This window comes from Actinosynnema sp. ALI-1.44 (assembly GCF_001984155.1).
Lineage (GTDB): Bacteria > Actinomycetota > Actinomycetes > Mycobacteriales > Pseudonocardiaceae > Kibdelosporangium.
Genome location: NZ_MTQO01000045.1, coordinates 371,828 through 397,245, shown reverse-complemented (window position 1 = coordinate 397,245; position 25,418 = coordinate 371,828). Strand labels below are relative to the sequence as shown.

General features: G+C 68.6%; 23 protein-coding genes. 19 read left to right on the top strand and 4 right to left on the bottom strand.

Annotated elements, in window-relative coordinates:
* The first annotated feature begins 12 nt into the window (after positions 1-12).
* On the top strand, positions 13-1,074 hold the full coding sequence (locus ALI144C_RS22430) for a questin oxidase family protein (RefSeq protein ID WP_076989073.1): 1,062 nt from the start codon (positions 13-15) through the stop codon (positions 1,072-1,074).
* A 164-nt stretch (positions 1,075-1,238) separates the two neighbouring features.
* Here the strand turns inward: ALI144C_RS22430 and ALI144C_RS22420 are convergent, their stop codons facing one another.
* Positions 1,239-2,360, bottom strand: coding sequence for an FAD-dependent oxidoreductase (locus ALI144C_RS22420; RefSeq protein WP_076989072.1), 1,122 nt, complete (start codon positions 2,358-2,360; stop codon positions 1,239-1,241).
* A gap of 663 nt (positions 2,361-3,023) precedes the next feature.
* Between ALI144C_RS22420 and ALI144C_RS22415 the strand changes: the two genes are divergently transcribed.
* The 6 genes from ALI144C_RS22415 to ALI144C_RS22390 all read left to right on the top strand — a co-directional run bounded on the left by ALI144C_RS22415 (position 3,024) and on the right by ALI144C_RS22390 (position 10,789).
* Positions 3,024-4,784, top strand: a complete 1,761-nt coding sequence (locus ALI144C_RS22415) for a M28 family peptidase (protein ID WP_076989071.1) — start codon at positions 3,024-3,026, stop codon at positions 4,782-4,784.
* A gap of 148 nt (positions 4,785-4,932) precedes the next feature.
* The gene (locus ALI144C_RS22410; protein WP_076989070.1) at positions 4,933-6,027 is read left to right on the top strand and encodes an MBL fold metallo-hydrolase; all 1,095 of its coding nucleotides are present in this window, start codon (positions 4,933-4,935) and stop codon (positions 6,025-6,027) included.
* A 54-nt stretch (positions 6,028-6,081) separates the two neighbouring features.
* Positions 6,082-7,260, top strand: a complete 1,179-nt coding sequence (locus ALI144C_RS22405) for an MFS transporter (protein ID WP_076989069.1) — start codon at positions 6,082-6,084, stop codon at positions 7,258-7,260.
* A 56-nt stretch (positions 7,261-7,316) separates the two neighbouring features.
* Positions 7,317-7,727, top strand: coding sequence for a VOC family protein (locus ALI144C_RS22400; protein ID WP_076989068.1), 411 nt, complete (start codon positions 7,317-7,319; stop codon positions 7,725-7,727).
* Positions 7,728-7,770: 43 nt separating this feature from the next.
* The gene (locus tag ALI144C_RS22395) at positions 7,771-10,158 is read left to right on the top strand and encodes an ATP-binding cassette domain-containing protein (protein WP_076989067.1); all 2,388 of its coding nucleotides are present in this window, start codon (positions 7,771-7,773) and stop codon (positions 10,156-10,158) included.
* A gap of 88 nt (positions 10,159-10,246) precedes the next feature.
* Positions 10,247-10,789, top strand: a complete 543-nt coding sequence (locus ALI144C_RS22390; protein ID WP_083753292.1) for an isochorismatase family cysteine hydrolase — start codon at positions 10,247-10,249, stop codon at positions 10,787-10,789.
* 4 nt (positions 10,790-10,793) lie between these two features.
* Here ALI144C_RS22390 and ALI144C_RS22385 read toward each other — a convergent pair whose 3' ends face one another.
* Entirely contained in the window at positions 10,794-12,191 is a 1,398-nt protein-coding gene (locus ALI144C_RS22385; protein ID WP_076989066.1) for an MFS transporter, read from the bottom strand.
* Positions 12,192-12,243: 52 nt separating this feature from the next.
* The gene (locus ALI144C_RS22380) at positions 12,244-12,696 is read right to left on the bottom strand and encodes an Lrp/AsnC family transcriptional regulator (protein WP_076989065.1); all 453 of its coding nucleotides are present in this window, start codon (positions 12,694-12,696) and stop codon (positions 12,244-12,246) included.
* Between the two features lie 79 nt (positions 12,697-12,775).
* Here ALI144C_RS22380 and ALI144C_RS22375 point away from each other — a divergent pair, with 79 nt between their 5' ends.
* The 12 genes from ALI144C_RS22375 (at position 12,776) to ALI144C_RS22320 (ending at position 24,121) form a co-directional block, all read left to right on the top strand.
* Positions 12,776-14,185 (top strand): pyridoxal phosphate-dependent decarboxylase family protein, encoded by a 1,410-nt coding sequence (locus ALI144C_RS22375; RefSeq protein WP_076989064.1) that lies wholly within the window; start codon positions 12,776-12,778, stop codon positions 14,183-14,185.
* A gap of 158 nt (positions 14,186-14,343) precedes the next feature.
* Positions 14,344-15,393 (top strand): NAD(P)/FAD-dependent oxidoreductase, encoded by a 1,050-nt coding sequence (locus ALI144C_RS22370; protein WP_237774258.1) that lies wholly within the window; start codon positions 14,344-14,346, stop codon positions 15,391-15,393.
* Between the two features lie 2 nt (positions 15,394-15,395).
* Positions 15,396-16,403, top strand: a complete 1,008-nt coding sequence (locus ALI144C_RS22365) for a LacI family DNA-binding transcriptional regulator (protein ID WP_076989062.1) — start codon at positions 15,396-15,398, stop codon at positions 16,401-16,403.
* Between the two features lie 31 nt (positions 16,404-16,434).
* Entirely contained in the window at positions 16,435-16,956 is a 522-nt protein-coding gene (locus tag ALI144C_RS22360; protein WP_076989061.1) for a YbaB/EbfC family nucleoid-associated protein, read from the top strand.
* The gene (locus tag ALI144C_RS22355; RefSeq protein WP_076989060.1) at positions 16,956-17,288 is read left to right on the top strand and encodes a hypothetical protein; all 333 of its coding nucleotides are present in this window, start codon (positions 16,956-16,958) and stop codon (positions 17,286-17,288) included. The genes ALI144C_RS22360 and ALI144C_RS22355 overlap by 1 nt, the downstream gene beginning before the upstream one ends.
* Positions 17,285-18,586, top strand: coding sequence for a hypothetical protein (locus ALI144C_RS22350; RefSeq protein WP_076989059.1), 1,302 nt, complete (start codon positions 17,285-17,287; stop codon positions 18,584-18,586). The genes ALI144C_RS22355 and ALI144C_RS22350 overlap by 4 nt, the downstream gene beginning before the upstream one ends.
* The gene (locus ALI144C_RS22345) at positions 18,583-19,764 is read left to right on the top strand and encodes a hypothetical protein (protein ID WP_076989058.1); all 1,182 of its coding nucleotides are present in this window, start codon (positions 18,583-18,585) and stop codon (positions 19,762-19,764) included. Before ALI144C_RS22350 ends, ALI144C_RS22345 begins: the two co-directional genes overlap by 4 nt.
* Before the next feature lie 75 nt (positions 19,765-19,839).
* Positions 19,840-20,667, top strand: a complete 828-nt coding sequence (locus tag ALI144C_RS22340) for a MaoC/PaaZ C-terminal domain-containing protein (RefSeq protein ID WP_076989057.1) — start codon at positions 19,840-19,842, stop codon at positions 20,665-20,667.
* A complete protein-coding gene (locus ALI144C_RS22335; protein ID WP_193441215.1) occupies positions 20,661-21,845 on the top strand; it encodes a lipid-transfer protein in 1,185 nt (394 codons plus the stop codon). Before ALI144C_RS22340 ends, ALI144C_RS22335 begins: the two co-directional genes overlap by 7 nt.
* A complete protein-coding gene (locus ALI144C_RS22330; protein WP_076989055.1) occupies positions 21,842-22,273 on the top strand; it encodes a type II toxin-antitoxin system Rv0910 family toxin in 432 nt (143 codons plus the stop codon). The genes ALI144C_RS22335 and ALI144C_RS22330 overlap by 4 nt, the downstream gene beginning before the upstream one ends.
* Positions 22,273-23,109 carry an SDR family oxidoreductase gene (locus tag ALI144C_RS22325; protein ID WP_076989054.1) on the top strand — a complete coding sequence of 279 codons (837 nt, stop codon included), beginning with the start codon at positions 22,273-22,275 and terminating at the stop codon, positions 23,107-23,109. The genes ALI144C_RS22330 and ALI144C_RS22325 overlap by 1 nt, the downstream gene beginning before the upstream one ends.
* A gap of 7 nt (positions 23,110-23,116) precedes the next feature.
* Positions 23,117-24,121 carry an AraC family transcriptional regulator gene (locus ALI144C_RS22320; RefSeq protein WP_076989053.1) on the top strand — a complete coding sequence of 335 codons (1,005 nt, stop codon included), beginning with the start codon at positions 23,117-23,119 and terminating at the stop codon, positions 24,119-24,121.
* 78 nt (positions 24,122-24,199) lie between these two features.
* On the opposite strand, the gene ALI144C_RS22315 is transcribed toward ALI144C_RS22320, so the two are convergent.
* Positions 24,200-25,285: a CaiB/BaiF CoA transferase family protein gene (locus tag ALI144C_RS22315; protein WP_076989165.1), complete on the bottom strand. Its 1,086-nt coding sequence runs from the start codon at positions 25,283-25,285 to the stop codon at positions 24,200-24,202.
* Positions 25,286-25,418 lie beyond the last annotated feature (133 nt).

Sequence of the window (25,418 nt, the reverse complement as noted above, 5' to 3'; positions counted from 1 at the left end):
GTGAGGCGAGTGATGACATCCAACGCGGTTCTCGATGAGGCGTATCAGCGGCTGCACAGCAAGGGGCCGGAGTTCGGCGGAGACGAGGAGGGCAACCACGGGCTGACCAATCATGGCCCGATGGCGGTCGAAGTGATGGTGCGCCGCGGTCTTGATGTGGATGTGCACAGCTGGCTGGACCATTACATTGACCGGCTGACCGAACTGCCCGGCACCACCCAGCGGATCACCGCGCACAACTGGCGCGCCGCTCTCGGTGACCCGCGGCGGATCGGTGACTGGACGGCCTACTTCACCCAGCGCATCGCGGAGCGACCATGGCGGCAGGTACTGGCGACTTGGTGGCCACGGCTGCTACCCGGCATCGTCGCCGGCTCAACGCATGGTGTCATCCGCGTCAGTCATGCGGTGCGTGCCCTGCGCGCCGCGGACCAAGACCGCGTGGCGGCCGCCGAACTGGGCTACGGGCTGGCCTTTTGGGCCGCCAGGTGGCGCACCCTGCCCGGCGTCACCACGCCCGCCGGTGTCCTGCCTGCTCGTGCCGCGTTGGCCGCAGTTCCCCGGCTGACCGAGCAAAGCGGATTCATCGCGCACCGCCTGAACCGGCTCGCCGAGCTTCCCGGATGGCTGGCCGCGCTGGTAGCCCTGCGCCCGGCGGCCAGCCCGGGCGACGTGCCTGCTCGCCTGGCCGACCTGGTCCAGGCCGCTGTGCTCGGCTATCTGTCGTATGGCCAGGCAAGCCCGGTGCTGCTGGTCCACACCGCGACCGCCCCCAACGCCGTCCGGCACGTCCTGCCCGTGTTGCCCCCATCGATGTGGGTGCCCAGCTTGGCCGCGGTCTGGTACGCCAGTGCGGCTATCACCGCCGCATACGCCCCTGCGCAACCAGCAACCGTGTCGGTACCACTGGTCGGGTCCGATCCAGCGGCCGAGGTACTCGACCGGGCCGCTCAGCACGGAGACGAGCATGTCATCAAATTCGTCGACACTGCCCTTGACGTCTTCGACCACACCGGTGACCCGGGTGTCCTTTCTGCCGCTCTGCACGCCACACGACTCATCGAATCGCCGTGATCGACCCGGCCCGCGTGGGGTTAACGCCAGGGCATGTGCTGAAGGCACCAGGTATTGCCGTCGGGGTCGGCGAAGTACGCGTAGAACACTCCGCCGAGGTCCTCGACCTCGCTGCTCTGGGGGCGACCATGGGAAAGGTCTTCACACAGGTCCCGGACCCGCCCTCACAAGCGTTGGAACAGCGTGACCACGCTGTTCGGCGCCTCCTGGCCGAAGAAGGTCTCGAGATTGTGCGCCGAGTGGGCGGCGACCTCGCGGCTGCGGGGGAAAAGCCGCTTCTCGTAGGCGGCGAGCGCGGTCTCGACGTCGGGGTGCCCGGCCAGTTCGAGCGCCAGGTCGGCGCCGTCGAACATGGCGAGGTTGGCGCCTTCGCCAGCGAAGGGCGACATCAGGTGCGCGGCGTCGCCGACGAGCGTCACGCCCGGCACCCGGTCCCAGCTGAGCCCGACAGGGAGCGCGTGGATCGGCCGGAGCCACGGCTCCGCGTCGCTGCCTGTCACGAACGCGGTGAGCAGCGGCGACCAGCCATCGAACTCGTGGGCGAGGCGGCGGAGTCCGGCGGCCGGGTCACCGAAGTCGATCGACCGCATCCACTCCTCGGGCTTGTTCAGCGCTACGTAACCGCGCACACCGCCGTCCGCGTCGCGGTGGACGATGATGCCCTGGCCCGGCGCGACCGCCATCAGTGTGCCGCTGCCGATCGTGGCCACGCTTGCCCGGTGCTCCCGGCTGCCCGGGGCGAGGGCGATCTCGACGAAGCAGGTGCCGCTGTAGCGCGGCTCGGCCTGGGTGAGCAGCGGCCGCACCTTCGACCAGGCGCCGTCCGCTCCGACGACGACGTCGGCACGGACGGGGGAACCTGCCGTGAAGGTGAGGTCGAAGCCGCCCGTCGGGTGGTGCCGGAGCGCGGTGAGCTTGTGGCCCCACTGGATGGTGCCGGGGGCGAGCGAGTCGATGAGCAGGCGCCGGAGCTCGCCGCGATCCACCTCGGGGCGGGCCGAACGGGAGTCCGTGGGCCGGTCGAGCAGGATCGTGCCGTGGCGGTCGACGACGCGCTTGGCGTCCTCGCCTGGCCGGACCAGGGCGCGGAACTCGTCGTACAAGCCCGCCGCGCGGAGCGCGACCTGACCGGTTTCTTCGTGGATGTCGAGTAGGCCGCCCTGGGTGCGCGCCGTCGCCGACGCCTCACCCTCGTAGATCGTGGCGGCGACGCCGTGGGTTTGGAGTACCCGGGCGAGCATCAGGCCGCCCAGTCCCGCTCCGACGATGGTGACGGTTTTCCGCATGGTGTGCTCCTCGGTTGCGGTCGACGCCGGGAGCGGGCGGGAAGCCCGATCTCGGCACGGAGACGCTCACCGATAGGAACCGTCCTGCATCGATGTGTGCGCGATGTCCGGCGAGCAACGCCGCAGGACATCGTTTTTCGCGACACCATGAATCTAACCCGGCTTCGGACTCGGGGCAAATCCTCGGTTCAAGCGGGGTTCGCCGAACGCGTGTTCGGCACGCTGGTCGTGAGTGTGGAGGCCGGCGGCGCGAGCTGACCGAACCGACCTATGTGGACGGGCGGTGGGAGCTGTCCCGTCCCGAGCAGATCAGCACGCCGGACCGGTGGGGCTTCGGTCGGGCGGGTCGGCCGGGGCGGTGTTTCTTCGGTGGGGGTGGTTTTCTCGGGTGAGTGGCGGGGTTTATGGGGTTTTGTTGTGTCCTGTTGGGGCGGTCTGGTGGTCGATGTACGGTCTCGCCGAGGTGGGCCGCGATTGGTATGGACCAGTGCGCAACCCTGAAGTGTTGCCGCGGTACCGCTTCGCCGGTACCTACTGGTAGCCCTAATTTTCGGGTTTCCGTGGTGCGACGCTTCGCTGGCTCGGCCGTGCCCCGAACGTGCAGCCCAAGCTTCTGCGGGGCGGGGAGCGGCCACGCTTTCCCTGCCTTACAAGGAGCATCGGATGAAGCACAAGACACTGGGCGCGGCGGTCGCGTTAGCGGCCCTCGCCTGGGTTACCACGGCTGTGGGGCCGGCGTCGGCCACCGAAGGTCCGCCCGGCGGCGCCACCGCCGTGGCCGCGCTCGCCGCGCCGGACATCGACGTGGCCGCGGTGCAGGGCCACTTGACCCAGTTCAACAACTTCGCCACCAGTGGCGGCGGCCACCGGCGGGCCGGCAGTGCCGGGTACACCCAGTCCCTCGCGTACATCAAGGGCAAGCTCCAAGCGGCCGGTTACCAGGTCGTCGAGCAGCGCTGCACGACCTGCACCTACGTGTCGAACAACCTGATCGCGGACTGGCCCGGCGGCGACACCAACCAGACCATCATGTTCGGCGCGCACCTCGACAGCGTGTCGGCCGGTCCCGGCATCAACGACAACGGCTCGGGGTCGGGGGTGCTGTTGGAGAACGCGCTGCAGCTCGCCGCGAAGAACCCGACGATGACCAAGCACGTCCGGTTCGGCTGGTGGACCGACGAGGAACAGGGTCTCAACGGCTCCGAGTTCTACGTCGGCCAGCTGACCGGTGCCCAGCGCACGGCCATCAAGGCGTACTACAACTTCGACATGGTGGCCTCCACCAACGCCGGCTACTTCATCAACAACATCAACACCACCGCGTCGGCGCCGTTGCGTGAGTACTGGCAGTCGTTGAACCTGCAGCCGGAGGAGAACGTCGAGGGCCGGGGCCGTTCCGACGACTACTCCTTCCAGCAGGCGGGCATCCCGGCCTCCGGGTACGCCACGGGTGCGTCCGCCCGCAAGTCCAGCTCGCAGGCGCAGAAGTGGGGCGGCACGGCCAACTCCGCCTACGACCCGTGCTACCACAGCCGGTGCGACACGACGAGCAACATCAGCGCCACCGCGCTCAACCGGTCCGCGGACGGCGTCGCCTACACCATCTGGAAGCAAGCGGTCAGCGAGACACCGCAGAACGACTTCTCGGTGTCGCTGTCCCCGACGTCCGGCTCGGTCAAGGTCGGCAACTCGGGCTCGTTCACGGTGAACACGGCGACCACGTCCGGTTCGGCGCAGGATGTCACGTTGTCGGCGTCGGGGGCGCCTGCGGGTGTGAGTGTGTCGTTCAGTCCGGCGACCGTGCGGTCCGGTTCGTCGTCCACGGCGACGGTCACGGTCAGTTCGTCGGCGTCACCGGGTACGTCCCAGATCACGGTGATAGGCACGGGAACGGGCACGGGGGCCAAGGTGCACACGGCCAACTACGGCCTGACAGTTACCACGGACACGCCTGTTCCCGACTTCTCCGTCTCGCTGAGCCCGGCTTCGGGGACTGTCCCGGTCGGCAACTCGGGCTCGTTCACGGTGAACACGGCGACCACGTCTGGTCCGGCGCAGGATGTCACGTTGTCGGCGTCGGGGGCGCCTGCGGGTGTGAGTGTGTCGTTCAGTCCGGCGACTGTGCAGTCTGGTTCGTCCTCCACGGCAACAGTCACAGTCGACGCGTCCGCGGCAGCGGGCAACTACACGATCACCGTGACGGGCACCGGTTCGGTGACCCGGACGGCGACGTACGCGTTGACCGTGACCGGTGGTAGCACTGGCTGCGACGGTGTTCCGGCATGGGACGCGACGGCGTCCTACGTGCCGGATGACCTGGTCTCGTACAACGAGCACAAGTGGAAGTCCACCTGGTACTCGTCCGGCGCGGAGCCGGGTGCGCCCGGCTCGTGGGCGGTCTGGCAGGACCAGGGCGCCTGCTGATCCGGTGCTCCCACGAATGAGGCCGGGCGGCCGCCAGTGAACCAGTTCGGCGACTGCCCGACCTCAACCGCGAGTCAAGGTTAGGTAATCTCTGCCTACGCGAACGCGCGCCCGTTCGTGGGACGGTCCTTCCCGGAAGGGAGAGACCATGAACCCCCAGGTATCACGACGGGCGATCCTGCGTTCCGGTGCCCTCGCAGCAGGTGTGGCCACTGTCGGCGCGCTGTCGCCCAGCACAGCGGTGGCGACGGACGCGCGCACCTCCACCAACGGGACAGAACTCGTACTGCTCGGCACTGCTGCTGGTCCCGCTCTCACCAGCGGCCGGTACGGCATCTCGACCGCGCTTGTCGTTCGAGGCAACGTCTACATCGTCGACTGCGGCCGTGGTTCGATCTCGCAGTACATGCGGGCGGGCCTCGATCCGGCGCGGCTCAAGGGCGTGTTCGTCACGCACCTGCACGCCGACCACGTCGCCGACTACTTCAACATCCCGGCATTCCTTGCGCCGACGGTCATGTCGACGACCGGGCGTGTGCCCACGATCGACGTCTACGGGCCGCCCAGCGCGGGCGCGCTCCCCGACGTCCCCGGCGCGAAATGGGTCGCGCCCCACCACCCCACACCCGGCATCGCGGACCTGACGAGGCTGTCGAACGAGGCCTTCGCCTACTCCAGCAACACCTTCATAGCCGAGCACATCGGATACGACCCGGTGACCGCGTTGCGCGTGCACGAGATCAAGATCCCGGACGTCGGCGCGTCGCCGATCGGCGAGACCGCCCCGGTGATGAAGCCGTTCCCGGTGATGCGCGACGAACACGTGGAAGTCACGGCGATCCTGGTGTCGCACGGCGTCGTGTTCCCCAGCCTGGCGTACCGGTTCGAAACCGAGCACGGCAGCGTTGTCTTCTCCGGGGACACAACGCTGACGCCGAACATCCCCACGCTCGCCCACCGCGCGAACGTCCTCGTGCACGAGGCCAGCGACCCGCAGTGGTGGCACGACCACGGTGCGTCGGACGAGTTCGTGGAACACATGCGCGAGACGCACACGGACGTCCTCGATCTCGGCGCGGTGGCCCGTCAGTCCGAAGTGGACTCACTTGTGCTCAGCCACATCGGCGACTTCCAGCCGCAACGCCAATGGCAGCAGCGCGCCGACCTCGGTGCACGCCGGGGCCGGTACCGAGGAAGGGTGACCGTGGGGCAGGACCTCATGCGCCTGCGGGTTGGCCGGTGATGTAGGTGACCGTCACCGACGCGAAGGCGACTGCCGTGGCGTGAAGGTGTTCCCATGACAACTCGACCCACTGTCACGACGCCGAGCCTCCTCGCTCGCGGAACCATACTGGCCGCGGCGGCGCTGACCATCATGGCGGCGGCGATCATCGCACCCAGCCTGCCGGAGATGGGCAAGGTCTTCGCTGGCCCGGGGGCGGATTTGCTGGTTCGCCTCGCGCTGACCGTCACCTCGCTCATGATCGCCGTCAGCGCCCCGGTCTCCGGGATGATCGCCGACCGTGTCGGCCGTCGGCCGCTGCTGGTGTCCAGCCTCGTGCTGTACGCCATCTGCGGCACCGCCGGGTACTTCGTCGGCGACATCTACCTGTTGCTGGTCACCAGGGCGCTGCTCGGTATCGCCGTCGGCGGTGTCATGACGGCCGTCAGCGCGACGATCACCGACTGGTTCGACGGGCCACGCCGGGCGGCGTTCCTGGGCCTGCAACAAGCCTTCGCGAGCCTGGGCGGTGTCGTGTTCCTGCCGCTGGCCGGCCTGTTGGCCTCGGTGAGCTGGCGGGCACCGTTCTGGATCTACGCCGTGTCGGCAGCCGTCGCGTTGTTCGCTGTCCTCGCCGTACGAGACGCTCCGCGAGACATGCGCCCAAGAGGGGCCAGCAGCGGACGGGCAATGACCGGCCCTGTGCTCGGCGTATACGTGTTGGCGCTCGTCGCGACGCTGGTGTTCTACATGGCGCCGACGCAGTTGCCGTTCTTGCTCGGCGGCTTCGGCGCGAGTCCTGTGGTCGTCGGCGTGGTGATCGCAGGCAGCACGCTGACCAGTGCACTCGGCGCGCTCGCGTACCCGGCGCTGCGCAAGCGGTTGACCGCCTCGGCGATCACCACGGTGAGCATCGTCCTGCTCGGTGTGGGCTGGTTGCTGGTCGGGGTGGCGGGCAGTGTCGTCGCCGTCACGGCCGGGTTGCTGGTCGGCGGCTTCGGTGTCGGGACCGCGGTGCCGAACTTCACCATGCGGCTCAGCGAGCTGGCCCCGCCGGACCGGCGCGGCCGGGTCCTGAGTGGACTGGTCACGGGCATCTTCCTCGGGCAGTTCCTGTCACCACTGGCCGTGCAGCCGCTGATCGCCGCCACCGGCGTCGGCACCGCCTTCATCTGGGCCGGCGCGGCCCTCGCCGTCGGCGCGGTGGTCGCCGCGGCCGGACTGTGGCAGAGAAGCGGCCGGGCGAAGCGGTGATCTGACCGATCAGGAATCGAGAAGCGCCGGTCCGGGGTGCGCCCTAGCCTTTGCGCATGGACATCAGCATTCACTCCAGCTTCCTGCCGCACGACGACCCGGACAAGGCGCTGGCCTTCTACCGCGACACCCTCGGCTTCGAGGTCCGGATGGACGTCGGCTACGAAGGCATGCGGTGGATCACGGTCGGCCCGGCAGGCCAGCCGGACATCGCCATCGTGCTGCACCCGCCCGCTGCCGACCCCGGCATCACCGAGGACGAGCGGCGCACCATCGTCGAGATGATGGCGAAGGGCACCTACGGGGGCATCAACCTCGCCGCCAAGGACCTCGACGGTGTCTTCGCCCAGTTGCAGGCCAACGGCGCCGACATCGTCCAGGAGCCGATCGACCAGCCGTACGGTGTTCGCGACTTCGCTGTGCGTGATCCCGCGGGCAACCTTCTTCGTATCCAGGAACTGCCCTGATTAGATCAGCTCGGTGCCCGTGCGCGGACAGATGGAGGCAGGGATGAGCAAGGCCAGGAAGTCGAGCGCAGAGCCTGCGCGGCACGTCGCCGACTGCCACGATTTGATCCGCGTGCAGGGCGCGTGCGAGAACAACCTCAAGGACGTCGACGTCGAGCTGCCCAAGCGCCGGTTGACGGTGTTCACCGGTGTCTCCGGGTCCGGCAAGAGCTCGTTGGTGTTCTCCACCATCGCCGCCGAGTCGCAGCGGATGATCAACGAGACCTACAGCACGTTCATCCAGGGCTTCATGCCCACGCTGGCTCGTCCCGACGTCGACGTGCTCGACGGCCTCACCACCGCGATCATCGTCGACCAGCAGCGGATGGGTGCCGACCCCCGTTCGACGGTCGGCACCGTCACCGATGCCAACGCGATGCTGCGGATCCTGTTCAGCAGGCTGGGCAAGCCGCACATCGGTTCGCCGCAGGCGTTCTCCTTCAACGTCGCGTCGATCAGCGGCGCGGGTGCCGTCAAGATGGAGCGTGCCGGGCAGACGATCAAGGAACGCCGCGAGTTCAGCATCACCGGCGGCATGTGCCCGCGTTGTGAGGGTCGTGGCTCGGTCTCCGACATCGACCTCACCCAGCTCTACGACGACAGCAAGTCGCTCAACGAGGGCGCGATCACCATCCCCGGCTACAGCATGGACGGCTGGTACGGCCGGATCTACCGCGGCTGTGGCTTCTTCGACCCGGACAAGCCGATCCGCAAGTTCACCAAGAAGCAGCTGCACGACCTGGTCTACAAGGAACCGACCAAGATCAAGGTCGACGGCGTCAACCTCACGTACGCCGGGCTGGTCCCGCAGGTGCAGAAGTCCTTCCTGAGCAAGGACCGCGAGGCGATGCAGCCGCACATCCGCGCCTTCGTCGACCGGGCGGTCACGTTCGCCACGTGCCCGGAGTGCGACGGCACCCGGCTGTCGGAGCTGGCCCGTTCGTCGAAGATCAAGCGGATCAGCATCGCCGACGCCTGCAAGATGCAGATCAGCGACCTGGCCAAGTGGGTGAGTGGCCTGGCCGAGCCGTCGGTGGCGCCGCTGCTGGTCAAGCTGCAAGCCACACTGGACTCGTTCGTCGAGATCGGCCTCGGCTACCTCTCGCTCGACCGTCCGGCGGGCACGTTGTCGGGCGGCGAGGCGCAGCGGGTCAAGATGATCCGGCACCTCGGCTCGTCGCTCACCGACACGACCTACGTGTTCGACGAGCCGACCATCGGCCTGCACCCGCACGACATCCAGCGGATGAACGACCTGCTGCTCCGGTTGCGCGACAAGGGAAACACCGTCCTCGTCGTCGAGCACAAGCCCGAGGCCATCGTGATCGCCGACCACGTCGTCGACCTCGGCCCCGGTGCGGGCACCGCGGGCGGCACCATTTGCTACGAGGGCACCGTCGAGGGGCTGCGCACGAGCGACACGGTCACCGGCCGCCATTTCGACGACCGGGCCCGTCTCAAGGACGAGGTGCGCACACCGAGCGGCAAGCTGGAGATCCGCGGCGCGTCCAAGCACAACCTCAAGAAGGTCAACGTCGATGTCCCGCTCGGTGTGCTGTGCGTGGTCACCGGTGTGGCCGGGTCCGGCAAGAGTTCGCTGATCCACGGCTCGGTCCCGGCGTCGGCCGGGGTCGTCTCGGTGGACCAGGCGCCCGTGCGCGGCTCGCGGCGGAGCAACCCGGCGACGTACACCGGCATGCTCGAGCCGATCCGCAAGGCGTTCGCCAAGGTCAACGGCGTCAAACCGGCGTTGTTCAGCGCGAACTCCGAGGGCGCGTGCCCGAACTGCAACGGCGCCGGTGTCATCTACACGGACCTGGCGATCATGGCCGGTGTGGCCGTGACCTGCGAGGAGTGCGAGGGCAGGCGGTTCCAGGCGGCTGTGCTGGAGTACCACCTCGGCGGCAAGGACATCAGCGAGGTGCTCGCGATGTCCGTCACCGAGGCCGCCGAGTTCTTTGCCGAGGGCGAGGCACGCACCCCGGCCGCGCACACGATCCTCGGCAGGCTCGTCGACGTCGGGCTCGGCTACCTCAGCCTCGGCCAGCCGCTGACCACGCTGTCCGGCGGTGAGCAGCAGCGGCTCAAGCTGGCCACGCACATGGGCGACAAGGGCGGCGTCTACGTCCTCGACGAGCCGACGACCGGATTGCACCTCGCCGACGTGGAGCAGCTGCTCGCCCTGCTCGACCGGCTCGTCGACTCCGGCAAGTCGGTGATCGTCATCGAGCACCACCAGGCGGTCATGGCGCACGCCGACTGGATCATCGACCTCGGGCCCGGTGCCGGTCACGACGGCGGCGAGGTCGTCTTCGAGGGCACCCCGGCCGACCTCGTCGCCGACGGGTCCACCCTCACCGGCAAGCACCTGGCGGCTTACGTCGGCGCGTGACCCGCGCACCCTCCCCGGTGTGGTGAATTCCCTACACCTGGGGAGAAATGCCGCTGCGCCAACGGAATCCGCGGCTAAGGTGGACGGCATGAAGGCGGCACTGGTCATCCTCGACGTGCAGGAACTACTCCTCCCGCTGATCTGGCGCAGCGAGGAACTGGTCGGCCGGATCGCGGCACTGGCACGTCAGGCGCGCAAGGACGGCGTTCCGGTGATCGCCTTCCAGCAGATCGGCGAGACCGGGTCGTTCTTCGACCCCGAGCAGCCGCGGACCCGTCCCGCGGACGGTCTGGCGCTGGAACCCGCCGACACGGTGATCCGCAAGACGGCCACGGACGCCTTCTACGGCACCGACCTCGCCGCTGTGCTGCTGAAGCGGGAAGTCGACACCGTGGTGATCACCGGGGTCGCCACCGACTACTGCGTCGACGCGACCGTGCGGTCGTCCCAGAGCCACGGGCTCGACGTCGTGCTGGTCGAAGACGGGCACGCCCCCGTCGCCGAAGGGGACCCCGCCGCGGGGCTCGCTCCCGAGCAGATCGTGGAGCGGCACAACCGGATCCTCAGCACGGGGATGCACCCGGGTGGCTCGGTGCGCGTCGTGCCCGCGGCGGAGATCGTCTTCGGCTGATCCGCTACCGGACGGGGTCGGTGCGCCGGGCGGCGAACACGCCGATCACGGCGATCGCGGCGAGGCCGAACAGCAGGAACTGCGCCGAGCGCTGCATCGAAGGCGCACCGAGGTTGACCAGCAGCCCGCCGAGAGCCGAGCCGAACGACAACCCGATCAGTTCGACGGTGTTGATGCCCGCCGACGCCTTCCCCGCCTCGACAGGGTCTTTCGTACTGCCCATGACCGCCACCAACTGGTGCGGGAACGCGATGCCGATCCCCGCGCCCGCGACGGCCAGCGCCACGAACCACACCACGACCAGCCACGGACCGGCGTCGTGCTGCTGGAACACCCCGGCCACGATGAGCCCGGCCGCCAGGATGGCCGGTCCGCCGATCCGCATCCGCCGCAGCGTCGCCGGACGGGTCGCGTTGGAGCTGAACAGCATCGTGACCGACCAGCCGACCGACACGGCGGCGCCGAGGAACCCGGCCACCAGCGGTTCCAGCCCGGCCAGCCGCTGGCCGAACAGCGGCGCGAACGCCTCGGAAACCGTGCCGATGGCGAGAATGCCGATGGACAGGTACATCCACTTCAGCGGTGAGCTCGCACTGTAGGTGGACGCGGGCAGTACGCGGACCGCGCTGGTGCGTTCGCGCCGGACGAACCAGGCGATCACGACCAGCGCCACCGCGATCGTCACGGCGACCAGCGCGAGGTTGGTCAGCACACTGGCGACGCTGATCAACGAGGCCGCCACCGCCAGCACGATCAGGGACAGGAACGGCACGGGCTCGGCAACCTCCGCCTGCGCCGTCCGGGGCAACGCACGCGGGACGATCACCGCGATCGCCACGCCGAGGACGGCCAGCAGCCAGAACGCCAGCCGCCAGGCGCCGAACTGGGCGAACGCGCCGCCGATCGCGGGCCCGGCCAGCGTGCCGAAGCCCCACATCGCCGAGATGAGAGCGGTGGCCTTGGCCCACAGCCGTTCGGGATACGCGGCCTGCACGACGGCGTACCCGAGGCCGGCCAGCAACCCGCCGCCGACGCCCTGGACGGCACGTCCGACGAGCATCACGACCATGGTCGGGCTCAGCGCGGCCACGACCGTCCCCAGCAGGAACGGCATGATCGCGATGAGATAGGCCTGCCGAGGCCCGCGCCCGGCCACCAACCGGCTGACGAACATGGACGCGATCACCGACGTGATCATGAATACCGTGCTGCTCCACGCGTAGAGCCGTTCGCCACCGATCTCACCGATGGCCGTCGGCAGCAGGCTGGTGGTGAGGAACAGGTTGGTCGCGTGCAGCGCGACCCCACCGGCCAGCACGAAGGAAGTCGCGAACCGGCCGTGCCCCAGCAGTTCGCGGAAGGTACCGCCTGCGGGAGCCGCGTCCGCTTGTGTCGTCGCCATGGGCAGGAACGTAAGACTGCAAGTGAGCTTGAGGTCAATGGTGACCCGCGCCTCACCAGCGGGGGTGAGGCCGCGACTTCACCGTGCTCATCGTGAACTGGGAGTGGGTGCGCGCGACGCCCGGCAACGCCGTCAACTTCGACATGTACAGGGCCTCGTAGCCTTCCAGGTCGGGTACGGCTATCCAGATCAGGTAGTCGGGGTGGCCGAACATCCTGCGGCACTCCACCGCTTCGTCGATCTCGCGGATCTCCGCCTCGAAAGCCTCGATCGTCTTCTTGTCCTGTGCGGCCATCTCCACGTGCAGCAGGACCTGGAAGCCGCGGCCGACGGCCGTGGCGGAGACGGCGGCGTGGTAGCCGGTGATCACCCCGCTGTTTTCCAGGTTGCGCACGCGACGCAGGCAGGGCGACGGCGACAGGCCCACCCGGTCGGCCAGTTCGAGGTTCGTCAATCGGCCGTTACGAGTCAGCTGGTCAATTATTGCTTTGTCAATCGAATCCATAGCATGTATCTCTACTAGTAGCCGGTCATCGCGGAATGTTTAGCATCGCATGCTAGTCGATCGTGGCTAGTTTGTTCACATGTCTCTTACTCTCACCGACCCCGAGCGGGCCGACGCCGGGCGCGAGCTGGTGGCGCTGCTCGACTCCTACGAGCGGTCCATCCCGGCGCGGCCCATCGTCCCCGCGCTGGACCGCGATGTCCTCCTCGGACTGCGCGAGGATCCCTTCCCGGAGCAGGGAGTGGGTGTCGCGCGGCTGTTGCGGGACATCAGGGACAAGGTGTTGCCGAACTCCACCACCATCGCGCATCCCCGCAATCTCGCGTACGTCCTCGGCCCGCCCAACGGCATCGCGCCGTACGTGGAGGCCATCGCCGCGGCCATCAACCAGAACTGCAACTTCTCGCAGCTGTCCCCGGCCGCGAGCGTCATCGAACAGTCCGTCGTGCGTTGGCTGGCCGGGCTGTTCGGGTGGGGGACGGGCGCCGGCGGGCTCATCACCGACGGCGGTTCGATGGCCACGCTCAACGCGCTGACCACGGCCCTGCACGACCACTGCCCGGACTTCCGGGCGACCGGGCTGCAGGCCGGTCGGCCCGCGCTCGTGCTCTACACCTCGCGGGAGGCGCACCGCAGCGTGCAGAAGGCCGCCGCCATCCTGGGACTCGGCGTGGACAACGTCCGCTCCATCGCCACCGACGCCGATTTCCGGCTGCGGGCTGACGTGCTCCGGCAGACCGTCGAAGCCGACCGTGTCGCCGGGCTGCGGCCGTTCTGCGTCGTGGCAACCAGCGGCACGGTCGCCACCGGCGCCATCGATCCGGTCGACGAGATCGCCGACATCTGCGCGGACCACGGGTTGTGGCTGCACATCGACGGTGCCTACGGTGGACTGTTCGTCCTCAGTGAGCGTGTGCGGGGATCGCTTGCGGCGTGCACACGTGCGGATTCGATCAGCGTCGACCCGCACAAGTTGCTGTTCGCGCCGTTGGAGGCCGGGTGTCTTCTCGTTCGCGATCGGCGCAAGCTCGCCGACGCGTACTCGTTCAAGTCGTCCTACCTGCCGGACGGCGACGATTCGCTGATGATCGACTACATGGACTACGGGCCGCAGTTGTCGCGTGGTTTCAAGGCTTTCAAGGTGTGGGGCGCTTTGCGCGCGTTCGGCGTCGGCGCGTTCCGGTCCGCTGTCGACGACAACCTTGACCTCGCACGGTATTTCGCCGAACGCGTGTCGGCCAGTCCGGTCATGGAGTTGATGGCCCCGGTCACCTTGACCGCCGTGTGCCTTCGGATCACCACGATCACCGAGTCCGCTCACGACGACGTGCTGAGCACACTCAGTGCGGAAGGCACCGCGTTGCTCGGACCGGTCACGCTCGACGGCCGCGACGGCATCCGCGCCTGTGTCACCAACTACCGCACCACCAAGGCCGACATCGACCTGGTCGTCGACCGGCTCACCGGTATCGCCATGTCGCGGCGGTGACCACCGGGAAGTCTTCCTGGGTCCTGCGGACACCGTCCCCTGGTAGCCGGGTGCCTGCGGCGCCGACATCGTCGACAAGCCGGCCAGGGCGGCCCTCCCGGCCGAGTCGGCCGTGACCGGTTGACACCGCGCATAGCATGTAACTAGTTACATAGCTCGTGACCAGCGGATCTTCGGAGGCGCGGATGGTCGCGCGGGTGGTCGTGATCGGGGCCGGTGTCTACGGGGCCGCGGTGTCCGCGTCGCTGGTCAGACGAGGTGCCGGCGTCACCGTCGTGGACTCCGGCCCGCCCGGCGGCGGGACGTCCGGCGCGACCTTCTCGTGGGTCAACTCGTGCGGCAAGCAGCCCCGGGCGTACCACGATCTGAACGTCGCGGGCATGCGCGCGCACCGGGAGACGGGCGGCGACTGGTTCCACGACGGCGGCAACCTGGAGTGGGCCGACGACACCGGCATCGAGTGGTTGCGCCACAAGGTCGCCGGTCTCGTCGAGTACGGCTATCCGGCGCGGTGGCTCGACAAGGCGGACGCCCTGCGGCTCGAACCGGACATCGACCCCGCTGTGCTGCCCGACGGGGAGATCGCGTACTTCCCCGGTGAAGGCTGGGTCGAGCCGACCCGGATGATCGCGCACCTGCTGTCCGGGATCGAGGTGATCCGGGACGCCGTCGTCGGTGTGGCGGTGCGCGGCGGCCGGGTCAGCTCGGTGCGATTGGCCTCAGGGCAGGACATCGCCGTCGACGCCGTGGTCAACTGCGCCGGAGCGCGTGCGGCCGACGTGGCGAAACTGGCCGGATTGCGCCTGCCGATGCGCAACAAACCGGGCGTGCTCGCGTACACCTCGCCTGTCGCGGTGTCGATCGCTCGTGTCATCCACGCACCGCAGGTCCACTTGCGACCAGACGGCGGCGGGAGGCTGTTGCTGCACAACGAGGATCTCGACGTCGGCCAGATGCTCGCGGCCGCTCGTGCGGTGTACCCCGGGCTCAGGGACGGTGCGGTGGAAAGCGTGCGGACGGGCGAGCGCCCGATCCCGGTCGACGGGCTGCCGGTGCTCGGGCGTGTGCTCGACCTGCCCAACTTCCATTTCGCCGTCTCGCACAGCGGCGTGACGCTGAGCGCGTACGTCGGTGACCAGGTGGCCGCCGAGGTGCTCGGCGAGGACAGGGACGACGTGCTGGGGCCGTTCCGGTTCGAGCGGTTGTAGAGATGAGACGGGCGACCATCGGTGACGTCGCCGCGCGGGCAGGCGTGTCCACGGCGACGGTTTCCCGTGTCATCAACGGAGGTGTGGTCTCGGGCGCGACCGCGGCCAAGGTGTGGGCGGCGGTCGACGGCCTCGGCTACAGCCCGAACGCGCTGACCAAGAGCATCTTCGCCGGGCGGGCCAGCACGATCGGCGTGGTCATCCGGGATCTGAGCAGCCCGTTCTACCTCGACCTGATCCGGGGCGTCGACGAGGTGGCGGCCGCCGACGGCAGTCTGGTCATGCTCGGCAACACCTACCGCATGCACGACAGGGAAGCCGCCCAGGTCCGTGCGATGGACGAGCAGCGCGTCCGCGGCCTGATCGTCACGACGGGCGAAGCGGCGGATCCGCACGCCCGCCGGATGGCCGAGAACGGCACGCCCTGCGTGATCGTCTCGCGAACCGTGCCGGGGATGCACTCGATCAGCCTGGACAACGTCGCCGCCGGTCAGCTCATGGCCGCGCACCTGACCGCGTGTGGACGGTCGTCCGTCGGCGTGATCACCGCGGGCGACAGGCCCGCTCAGAACGAACGCGTCGAAGGCCTGCGACGAGGCATGCCCGGCACAGTCCCGGCATCGGCGGAGAACGACGCCGAAGCCGCCGCAGCGGTCGGCGCACTGCTCGCGAGCAACCCGAAGCTGGACGCGATCGCCTGCATGAGCAGCCGCCTGACCGTGGCCGTCCACACGGCACTGACGGCCAGCGGGCTGTCCATCCCGGACGACGTGGCTTTCCTGACCATGGACGACTTCCCGTGGGCAGCCGCGCTCGGCATCACTGTCGTCGTGCAGCCGACGTACGAGATGGGCCGCAAGGCCGCCGAACTCGTCGTCGACCCGGTCGACGAGCCGGCGGCTGTCGTGTTCGAACCGGCTCTGGCCGTGCGTACTTCTTGTGGCGAAGTGTCAGCTCCGGACCGGGAACCGGCCGACCTCTCGCCGCGTCGAACCGGACACACGGAGTAACGTGACCTGAAAACCGGGTTGGGGGGGCGTGATGACTGATCCACACCAGACGATCGCTGAGTACGAGCAGCGCACGGCGGCGTTGCTGGACCGCGCCGAGGAGGCGAAGGCCCGGATCCAGGAGCTGACGGGCACGGCGACGAGCCAGGACGGCGCGGTCAAGGTCACCGTCGGCGCGAGCGGTGCCCTGCTCGACCTCACGTTCGGCGCGCGCGCCGACGAGATGCCGAAGGACCGCCTGGCCGCGCTGGTCATGACCACCGCGAAGCGCGCGCAGGCGCAGGCCGTCAGCCAGATCGCGGTGATCATGGCGCCGGTGGTCGGCGACGACAGCGACGCGATGCGTTTCGTGCGGGAGCAGATCCCGGACATCGACGTTCCGGACGAACCGGAACCGGAGCAGGAAACGTCCCGCCTGGCCGTGCTCAACGAGGACGACCAGGACCAGCCGCCCACCCAGCCGGAACCACCGCGCCGCCCCGCGCGTCCGACCTCCGACGACGACACGGACTTCGACCAGCAGGACTTCCTCAAGCGGGACGGTGATCGGTGATGCCGAGCGGGTACTCAGTGGACCTCAAGGTCCTCGAAGCCCACGAACGCGAGCTCAAGGCCCTCGTGGGGAGCCTGCCTGCGGCTTCGGACGCCGCGTCGGACTACGTCGGCAACACGGATGCCTTCGGGGTGCTCGGCCAGTTCCTCGCCGCCGCGATCCTCAGCGAGTGGACCAGCGAGGCCGAGAACTACCTCGGCAAGGTCAAGGAGGCGGGCGACGACGTGGTCGCCAAGTTCGGGCTCATGCGCCAGGCGTACAACGACAACGACGCCGCGCTCAAACAAGCTTTCCACCAGCTTGCCGAGGGGATGGGCGGGAAGAAGCCGTGACGCAACCGGAAAGCCCGCTGAAGGCCACCGAGGAGTTCGCGTGGTCGAATCTGGCGAAGCCCGCCAACTTCGACAGCCCGACGCAGGCATGGGACTCGTCCGGCATCTTCGGCAGTGCGGCGAACGCGATCTACGACGGTTTCAACGGCAATTGGGGCGCGTTGGCCGGTGACATGGTCGGCGTCGGTCTCGACCTGCTCGGTGTGGTGATGGACCCGATCGGCAGCATCCTGTCCGGGGTGATCAACTGGCTGATCGAGCACATCGGCTTCCTCAAGGAGCCGCTCGACCATCTCGCGGGTGACCCGGACGCGGTCACCGCGATGGCCACGACCTGGACGAACATCTCCACCCGGCTGCGGCAGACGTCGGAGAAGTACTCGACCACGCTCAGCGCGCTCAGTGGCGAGAGCGGCCAGGCCATCGACGGCTACCGCAAGGCCGTCAAGGACTTCTCGGCGGTCGTCGCCGGGGGAGCCGGTCACGCGCAGTCGGCCGCGCAGGCGATGACGGTGGCCGCGTCGGTGGTCGGCGTCATCCGCGGCACCATCCGGGACGCGATTTCGAGCTTCCTCTCGAAGGTGATCATCAAGTTCGCCGCCGCTTCGGCGTTGACCCCGATCACGTTCGGTGCCTCGCAGGCCGCGTTCATCGCCGACACGGTGGCGTCCGGCGCCGTTCTGGCGGGCAAGAACGCCAAGAAGGTCACCAAGATGGTCAAGCAGTTGGAGAAGGTGGCCGACGACGCCAAGGAATCACGCAGGATGATCAAGGGTACCGTCCGGAACCTCGGAAAGAACGCGGACGACTACACGAAGGATGCCGTGGATCACGCGAGGAAATCGCTGAACACGGTGAAGAAGGCGGCGGCGGGCAAGCTCAAGCCGGACGAGCTCGACAAGGTCAAGGACCTTGGCAAGCAGGGTGACGCGCTGAAGCAGGCGCACAAGGAAGCCGCCGAGTCCCTGAGCAAGACCAAGATCGACAACGCTGGCCTTGGCGGTGTGGACAGTCCCAAGCTCGCGGGGATCAAGGACAAGTTCGAGTTCGAGCGCGGTGACGTGACACTGCCGAAGGTGCCGAAGGTCGCGGCGACCGGCGTCACCCAGGCCACGAGCGACCAGACCCACCGCGAGCAGGACGGTCAGGTCAAGCAGGACAAGCGGGACAAGGAATGGCGCGAGCACTGGGAGGAGGAGCGGCGCAAGGCCGGGGAACAACCGCCGGTCCACGGCCCGCACAGCACGGTACGGTCTGAGCCGGACGACGAGAAATGGCGGGCCGAAGGGGAGCTGTGACCGCTGCATTGCACCGGGCGGCCGGACTGGTGATGCTCGTCGTCATCGCAGCGGCTCCGATCAGCGCACTAGTTGTCGAGCGAGCGTGGGACAAGCACATCGCCGGTGGGGATTACACTGCGGCACTCGCCGACAATGCGTATTACTTCTTCGGTGGCGCGGGCGTCTTCTGCTTCCTGATACCCGCGATCGCGCTGATCTGGCACCGCACGAGCGCCTGGCCGGTGCTCGGATGGTGGCTCGCCGGATGCGGCTTCTTGGCACTACTCGCTGCTTGTGTCTACACCGCGACGAAGTACCGCGGGTCCGGGCGCGAGTGGGCCATCATCGCGGTGACCGTCGTGATGGTCGGGGTCGTCTGGGTCCTGAACCAGGTGCTGAGCTGGGTTTTGACGACTCCGGTCACGCCTGGGCTGATCGCGTCGAAGCTGGACGTTCTGTTCGGCACACGCGGCTGGAAGGCGAGGGTGTGCGTACGCGGCGATCGGCTCGCGGTCGACAGCATGTCGTCACGGTGGCGGCGCTCACGTGATCGAGTGACGGTGCCGTGGCACACCTTGCAGTCGGTCGCAGTGGAACAGGTGGAGCAGGACACTGCTTGGCAAGTGCGTGTGTACTCAGGATCTGTGCAACCGCGGGTGATCGAGTACACGGTCCGGCAAGGTCCCGCTGTGCGGGTCGTCGGGACGGCCAGGGACCTGCTCCTGCCGGTCAGGGAGCGTGACGCCGAGAAGATCGTGTTGGCGATCGAGACTCGTTCGCGAGATGTGCCGCGCTACCGCGAGCGGGTGACCGAGCGGCGGTGGGAGGCTTCGGCCGATCTACGAGGGAGCACGGCGCGCCGCCGCGGAAGCTACCGGCCGTGGGGACTCGCGTTCGCCGCGCTGGTGTGCGTCGAAGCGTTCGTTTCGCCGGTCTGGTACCTCGTTGCCTGGATTTTCGGTATCGATACCGGGCCCTTCGTCTATCGACCGAGAATTCTCGCCTTCCTGGGAACGATCGCGTTCGGTGTCGGTGCCTTCTTCGTGATGCGGGTGTTGCGCGAGCGGTACGTGGAATTCTGGCTCGGACAGGACTACATCGAGGCTTTCCCCGCGCCGACCGACGAGGAAGTCGAACAGCCGTGGGTGGAGCACTCGCATGCCCGCAAGCAGGGAAGGCGCCGCCGTAGGCGCTGACGTGCGCGTCGCGGTCACGAACTGCGCGAGGCGCGGTCATTCGCTTCGGCTCCGGGAGTTCATAGCCTGGGTGACATGGGCTTTCACCGCGAAGTGATCGGCGTGTGGGGCGAACCTGTCGAGTTCCCGGTCACCCGGGACCACGTCGTCGCGTACGCCAAGGCGACCAACGACCCGGTCGACGTGCACCTCTCGGGGAGCCAGGCGCCACCGGTGTACGCGGTCGTGCCCGCGTTCCGCACGATGGCCGACGTCACGCTGTCGGCCGTGCCGGACGAGCTGATGGTGCGAATCCTGCACGGCGAGCACGATTTCCACTTCCACCGGCCGATCGTGCCCGGTGACGTGCTCACCTGCCGGGCCAAGGTGACCGGCGTCCACGGCAAGTCCTCCGGTGTCGTGGTGACCACCAAGCTCGAAACGCGTGACGCCGACGACGGCCTGGTCAACGAGCAGTTCTTCGTCGGTTTCTTCCGCGGCGGGCAGTTCGGCGACGCGCTCGGTGAGCCCGCTCCCGGCCACGTCTTCGACGAGAGCCTGCGCGGGCGTGCGCCGGACCTGGTCGTGGACCAGAAGTACGACGACGACCAGACCTTCCGGTACGCCGACGCGGCAGGCGATCCGATGCCCATCCACCTCGACGACGACTTCGCCAGGTCGGTGGGGTTGCCGGGGATCATCGTGCACGGGCTGTGCACGATGGCGTTCGTCTCCCACGCGCTGCCGGAGCCGGACAAGCTGGCGCGCCTGGCGGTGCGGTTCAGCGCACCGGCGTTGCCGCGCAACACGATCACCACGTCCGGCTGGCGCACGGACGGCGGGTACACCTTCGAAACCGTCACCGACGAGGGGACAACAGTGATCAAGGACGGCCTGGCCCGGTACGCGGGAGCCACATCGTGAACAAGGTCTACGTGGTCGGCGTCGGGATGACCAAGTTCGAGAAGCCCGGCGGGGACCGGGACTACCCGGCCATGGCCAAGGAGGCGGGCACCAAAGCGCTCGAGGACGCCGGGATCGCCTACGACAAGGTGCGGGAGGCGTACGTCGGCTTCTGCTACGGCGATTCGACGTCCGGCCAGCGCGCGGTCTACGAACTGGGCATGACCGGGATCCCGGTGGTCAACGTCAACAACAACTGCTCGACCGCGTCCACCGCGTTGTACCTCGCGGCCCGTGCCGTGCGCGGCGGCCTCGCGGACTGCGCGCTGGCGTTGGGCTTCGAGAAGATGAAGTCCGGGTCGCTCGAGGCCGGGTACACCGACAGGGAACAGCCGCTGCTGCGGCACATCGAGCGCCTGGCCCGGTTGCACGAGTTCCAGATGCCGGTCGCGCCGTGGATGTTCGCCGCCGCCGGGCGTGAACACATGGCGAAGTACGGCACGACCGCGGAGCAGTTCGCCAAGATCGGCCTGAAGAACCACAAGCACTCGGTCAACAACCCGTACGCGCAGTTCCAGGACGAGTACACGCTCGACGACATCCTCGGGGCCAAGCCGATCGTCGACCCGTTGACCAGGTTGCAGTGCTCGCCGACCTCGGACGGCTCGGCCGCGGCCGTCGTCGCCAGCGAATCCTTTGTGGACAAGCACGGGCTCGCCGGGCAGGCCGTGGAGATCATCGGCCAGTCGATGGTCACCGACCTGGAGAACACCTTCGACGGCACCGCCGCGGGCATCGTCGGCCTGCACATGACCAGGGCCGCCGCGCTGGACGTCTACGAGCAGGCCGGGATCGGCCCCGAGGACATCGGCGTGATCGAGTTGCACGACTGCTTCTCGGTCAACGAACTGCTCACCTACGAGGCTCTCGGCCTGTGCGGCCCCGGTGACGGCGGGAAGCTCGTCGACGACGGCGACACCACGTACGGCGGCAAGTGGGTGGTCAACCCGTCCGGCGGCCTGATCTCCAAGGGGCACCCGCTCGGCGCGACCGGCCTCGCCCAGTGCGCCGAGATGACCTGGCAGATCAGGGGAACCGCGGACGCCCGCCAGGTGCCGGGCGTCAAGGTCGCACTCTCGCACAACATCGGACTCGGCGGCGCCGCCGTCGTCACCGCCTACCGGGGAGCCGCCGCGTGATCACCATCGAGAAGACCACCGACCTGCCCGCGAGTGCCGAGAAGATCTGGGCCGCGGTGTCGGACCTGGCCCGCTGGGAGGACTGGCTCACCATCCACCAGAAGTGGAAGAGCGACTTGCCTGCCGAGATCGGCCTCGGGACGAAGGTCACGGGCGTGGCCAGCGTGCTGAACATGCCCAACACCATCGAGTGGACCGTGGACGAGTGGGACGTGCCGAACAAGCTGGCGATCAGCGGCAAGGGCATGGCCGGGGTGGAGGTGTCCATCTCGCTGGCCGTCTCGTCGCACGGCGACGGATCGAAGCTGGTCGTGACCTCGTCGTTCGGCGGGCAGATGATCGTCGGAGCGATCGCGGGAGCGATCGAGCGCGCTTCGAAGCAGGAGCTGGACACCTCGTTGGCCAACCTCGCGGAGCAGGTGGCGTGATGGGACTCCTGGACGGACGCGTCGCGATCGTGACCGGCGCGGCCCACGGCATCGGCCGTGAGCACGCGTTGCTGCTGGCCGAGCAAGGCGCACGCGTCGTGGTGAACGACGTGGAGGCCGAGCCGCTGGCCGAGGTCGTCGAAGCATGCGGCGGGGTCGCCCACACGGGCAGCATCGCCGACTGGGACAACGCGAAAACCCTCGTCCAGCAGGCGGTCGACTCGTTCGGCCGGTTGGACGTCGTGGTCAACAACGCGGGCATCCTGCGTGACTCGTTCCTCGCCTCCACTGAGGAGAGCCAGTTCGACGCGGTGATCGCGGTGCACCTGAAGGGGCATTTCGCCGTGATGCACCACGCGGCCGCGTACTGGAAGGCGGAGTCGAAGGCGGGCAGGCAGCCCAACGGCGCGATCATCAACACGTCGTCCATCTCCGGCACCACGATGCCCAACCCCGGTCAGACCGTGTACGGCGCCGCGAAAGCGGGCATCGCGGCGATGACGCTGGTCGCGGCCATGGAAATGGAGCGGTACGGGGTGCGCGTGAACGCGATCGCGCCGATCGCCCGGACCCGGCTCACCCTCGCCACCCCCGGGATGGGTGCGATGTTCGCGGCCGAAGTGCCCGATGGCGAGTTCGACGCGTTCGACCCGGCCAACATCGCACCGGTCGTGGCGTACCTGGCGAGTGAGAAATGCCCCTTCACCGGCAAGGTCTTCACGGTGCAGGGCGGCGCGATCTCACTGCTGGAAGGCTGGCGGACGGTCGGCAACGTGGAGAGCGACGGGCCGTGGGACGCCGCGGAACTGGGCGAGAAGCTCGCTGTTTGGGCATAGTGTTCGCATGTCCACGCAGACGGTGCCGATCCATGTCGTGCATCGGCTGCTCAAGCAGGCACAGCGGCGTGGTGTGGACATCACGCCGCTGCTGCGCGCGGCGGGCATCCCCGGCGACATCGCCTACCGGCCGAAGACGCGCGTCACCGTCGAGCAGATGGCCAAGGTCACCCAGGACCTGTGGAAGCTGACCGACGACGAGCTGTTCGGGATCGGTCCGCCGATCCCGCTCGGCACGCTCAAGTTCGTCACCCTGTCGATCATCCACGCGCCGGACCTGCGCACGGTCATCATCCGGACCTGCGGGGCCAGCCGCGTGCTGACCGGTGTGCCCAGGATCAGGGCGCGGTTCGGCGAATCGACCACGCGGGTCGAGTTGGACGTCAGCAAGCTGGACGATCCGGAGCACCTCGGCACCGAACTGCTCGTCGCACTGGTGCACAGGTGGACGAGCTGGCTGATCGGACGCCGGATCGCACTGCGGTGTGTGCAGCTGCCGTATGCCGTGCCGCCGTACGCCGCCGACTACCACGCGATGTACGGCCGGATGCCCGTGTTCGACGGCCCGGACGGCATGGTCGCGCTGGAGTTCGACTCCGCGTTGCTCGGCGCGCCGGTCGTGCGTGACGAGAACGACCTGGCCGACTACCTCAGCGACCAGCCGGGCGTCTGGTACGCCCGGCGCGACTACGGCAGCACGACCGCCGACCGGGTCCGCAGGATCTTGGAGCGCGGGCTGCGCGGGACGTGGCCGACGGCCGAGGAGATCGCCGACCGGCTGGCGGTCAGCGTGCAGCACCTGCGGCGGCTGCTGCGGGACGAGAAGACGTCGGTCAGCGGGATCAAGGAGGAGATCCTGCGGGACGCCGCGATCGCCAGCCTCGTTCGCGGCGACGAATCGGTCGACGACCTGGCCGTGCGGCTCGGGTTCTCGGAGGCCAGCGCGTTCCGGCGGGCTTTCCGGCGGTGGACCGGCAGCCCACCCGGTGCGTACCGGCCCGACGAACACTGACACGCGTGCAACCAATGTGGCCTTTGTTGCACCACCGGCTACGAATGTGGCCTTCGTTGCACGGGTGCGGCAAGGTGGCTAGACGTGGTCGACGGCCCAGCTGTCCAGCATCGCCCTGGCGTCCACGGTGTTCAACGGCCGTGGCGGGTCGGCTGGTGTGCGGCTGAACCTGGGGGCGGGAGCGGGTTGCCGGGTGTCACCGACGTCGACGAACGCCGCGCGGGCCGTGTTGTGCGGGTGGTCCGGCGCTTCCTGCGGGGTGAGCACCGGCGCGACGCAGGCGTCGACGTCCGCGAAGACCTCGGCCCACTCGTGCATGGTGCGCTGTTTGAACGCGGCTGCCAACTGTTCCCGCAGCCGCGGCCATTGGCCGAAGTCGTACTGGTGTGGCGCGTCCTCGATGCCCAATGTGGACACCAGTTGGTCGTAGAACTCCGTCTCGACCGCGCCGACTGCGACGAACCGGCCGTCGGCGCATTCGTACGTGTCGTAGAAGGGCGCACCGGAGTCGAAGAGGTTCCCGCCGCGCGGGTTCGGCCAGAGACCCGTGTCGCGCATGCCGTGGATGAACGTCATCAGCAGTGACGAACCGTCGACCATCGCGGCGTCCACGACCTGGCCCTGGCCGGAGGACTGGCGTTCCAGCAGCGCGGCCAGCACGCCGAGCGCCAGCAGCATTCCGCCGCCGCCGAAGTCGCCGACCAGGTTCAGCGGCGGCACGGGCCGGTGCCCGGCCGGGCCGATCGGGTCGAGCGCACCGGAGATCGCCAGGTAGTTGATGTCGTGGCCGGCTCGCGGCGCCAGCGGACCGTCCTGCCCCCACCCGGTCATCCTGGCGTACACCAGCCGGGGGTTGCGCTCGAGCAGGTCGTCCGGGCCGACCCCGAGCCGCTCGGCGACGCCGGGCCGGAACCCCTCGACGAACACGTCGGCCGACTCCACGATCCGCGTCACCGTGGCCAGGTCCCCGGGGTCCTTGAGGTCCAGCGCGATCGTGCTGCGGCCCCGGTCGAGCACACCGACGGGCAGGTCCAGCCCGCGCGCCCGGCTGCGCCGGTCGATCCGCAGCACGTCCGCGCCGAGGTCGGCCAGGATCATCGCGCCGAACGCGCCCGGCGCGAGACTGGCGAGCTCGACGACCCGGATTCCGCTGAGAGGTCCCATGCGTCCAGCGTGCTGCAGCCGTGTGCACGACGGCATGACCGGCGCGCTCCAGGTCCGTGACCGCCGCGCGCACCCAGTGGGCCCCCTCACTCCGAGTGGCGGCCGAGCGCAAGCGGTTGTACTGCTGAAATGA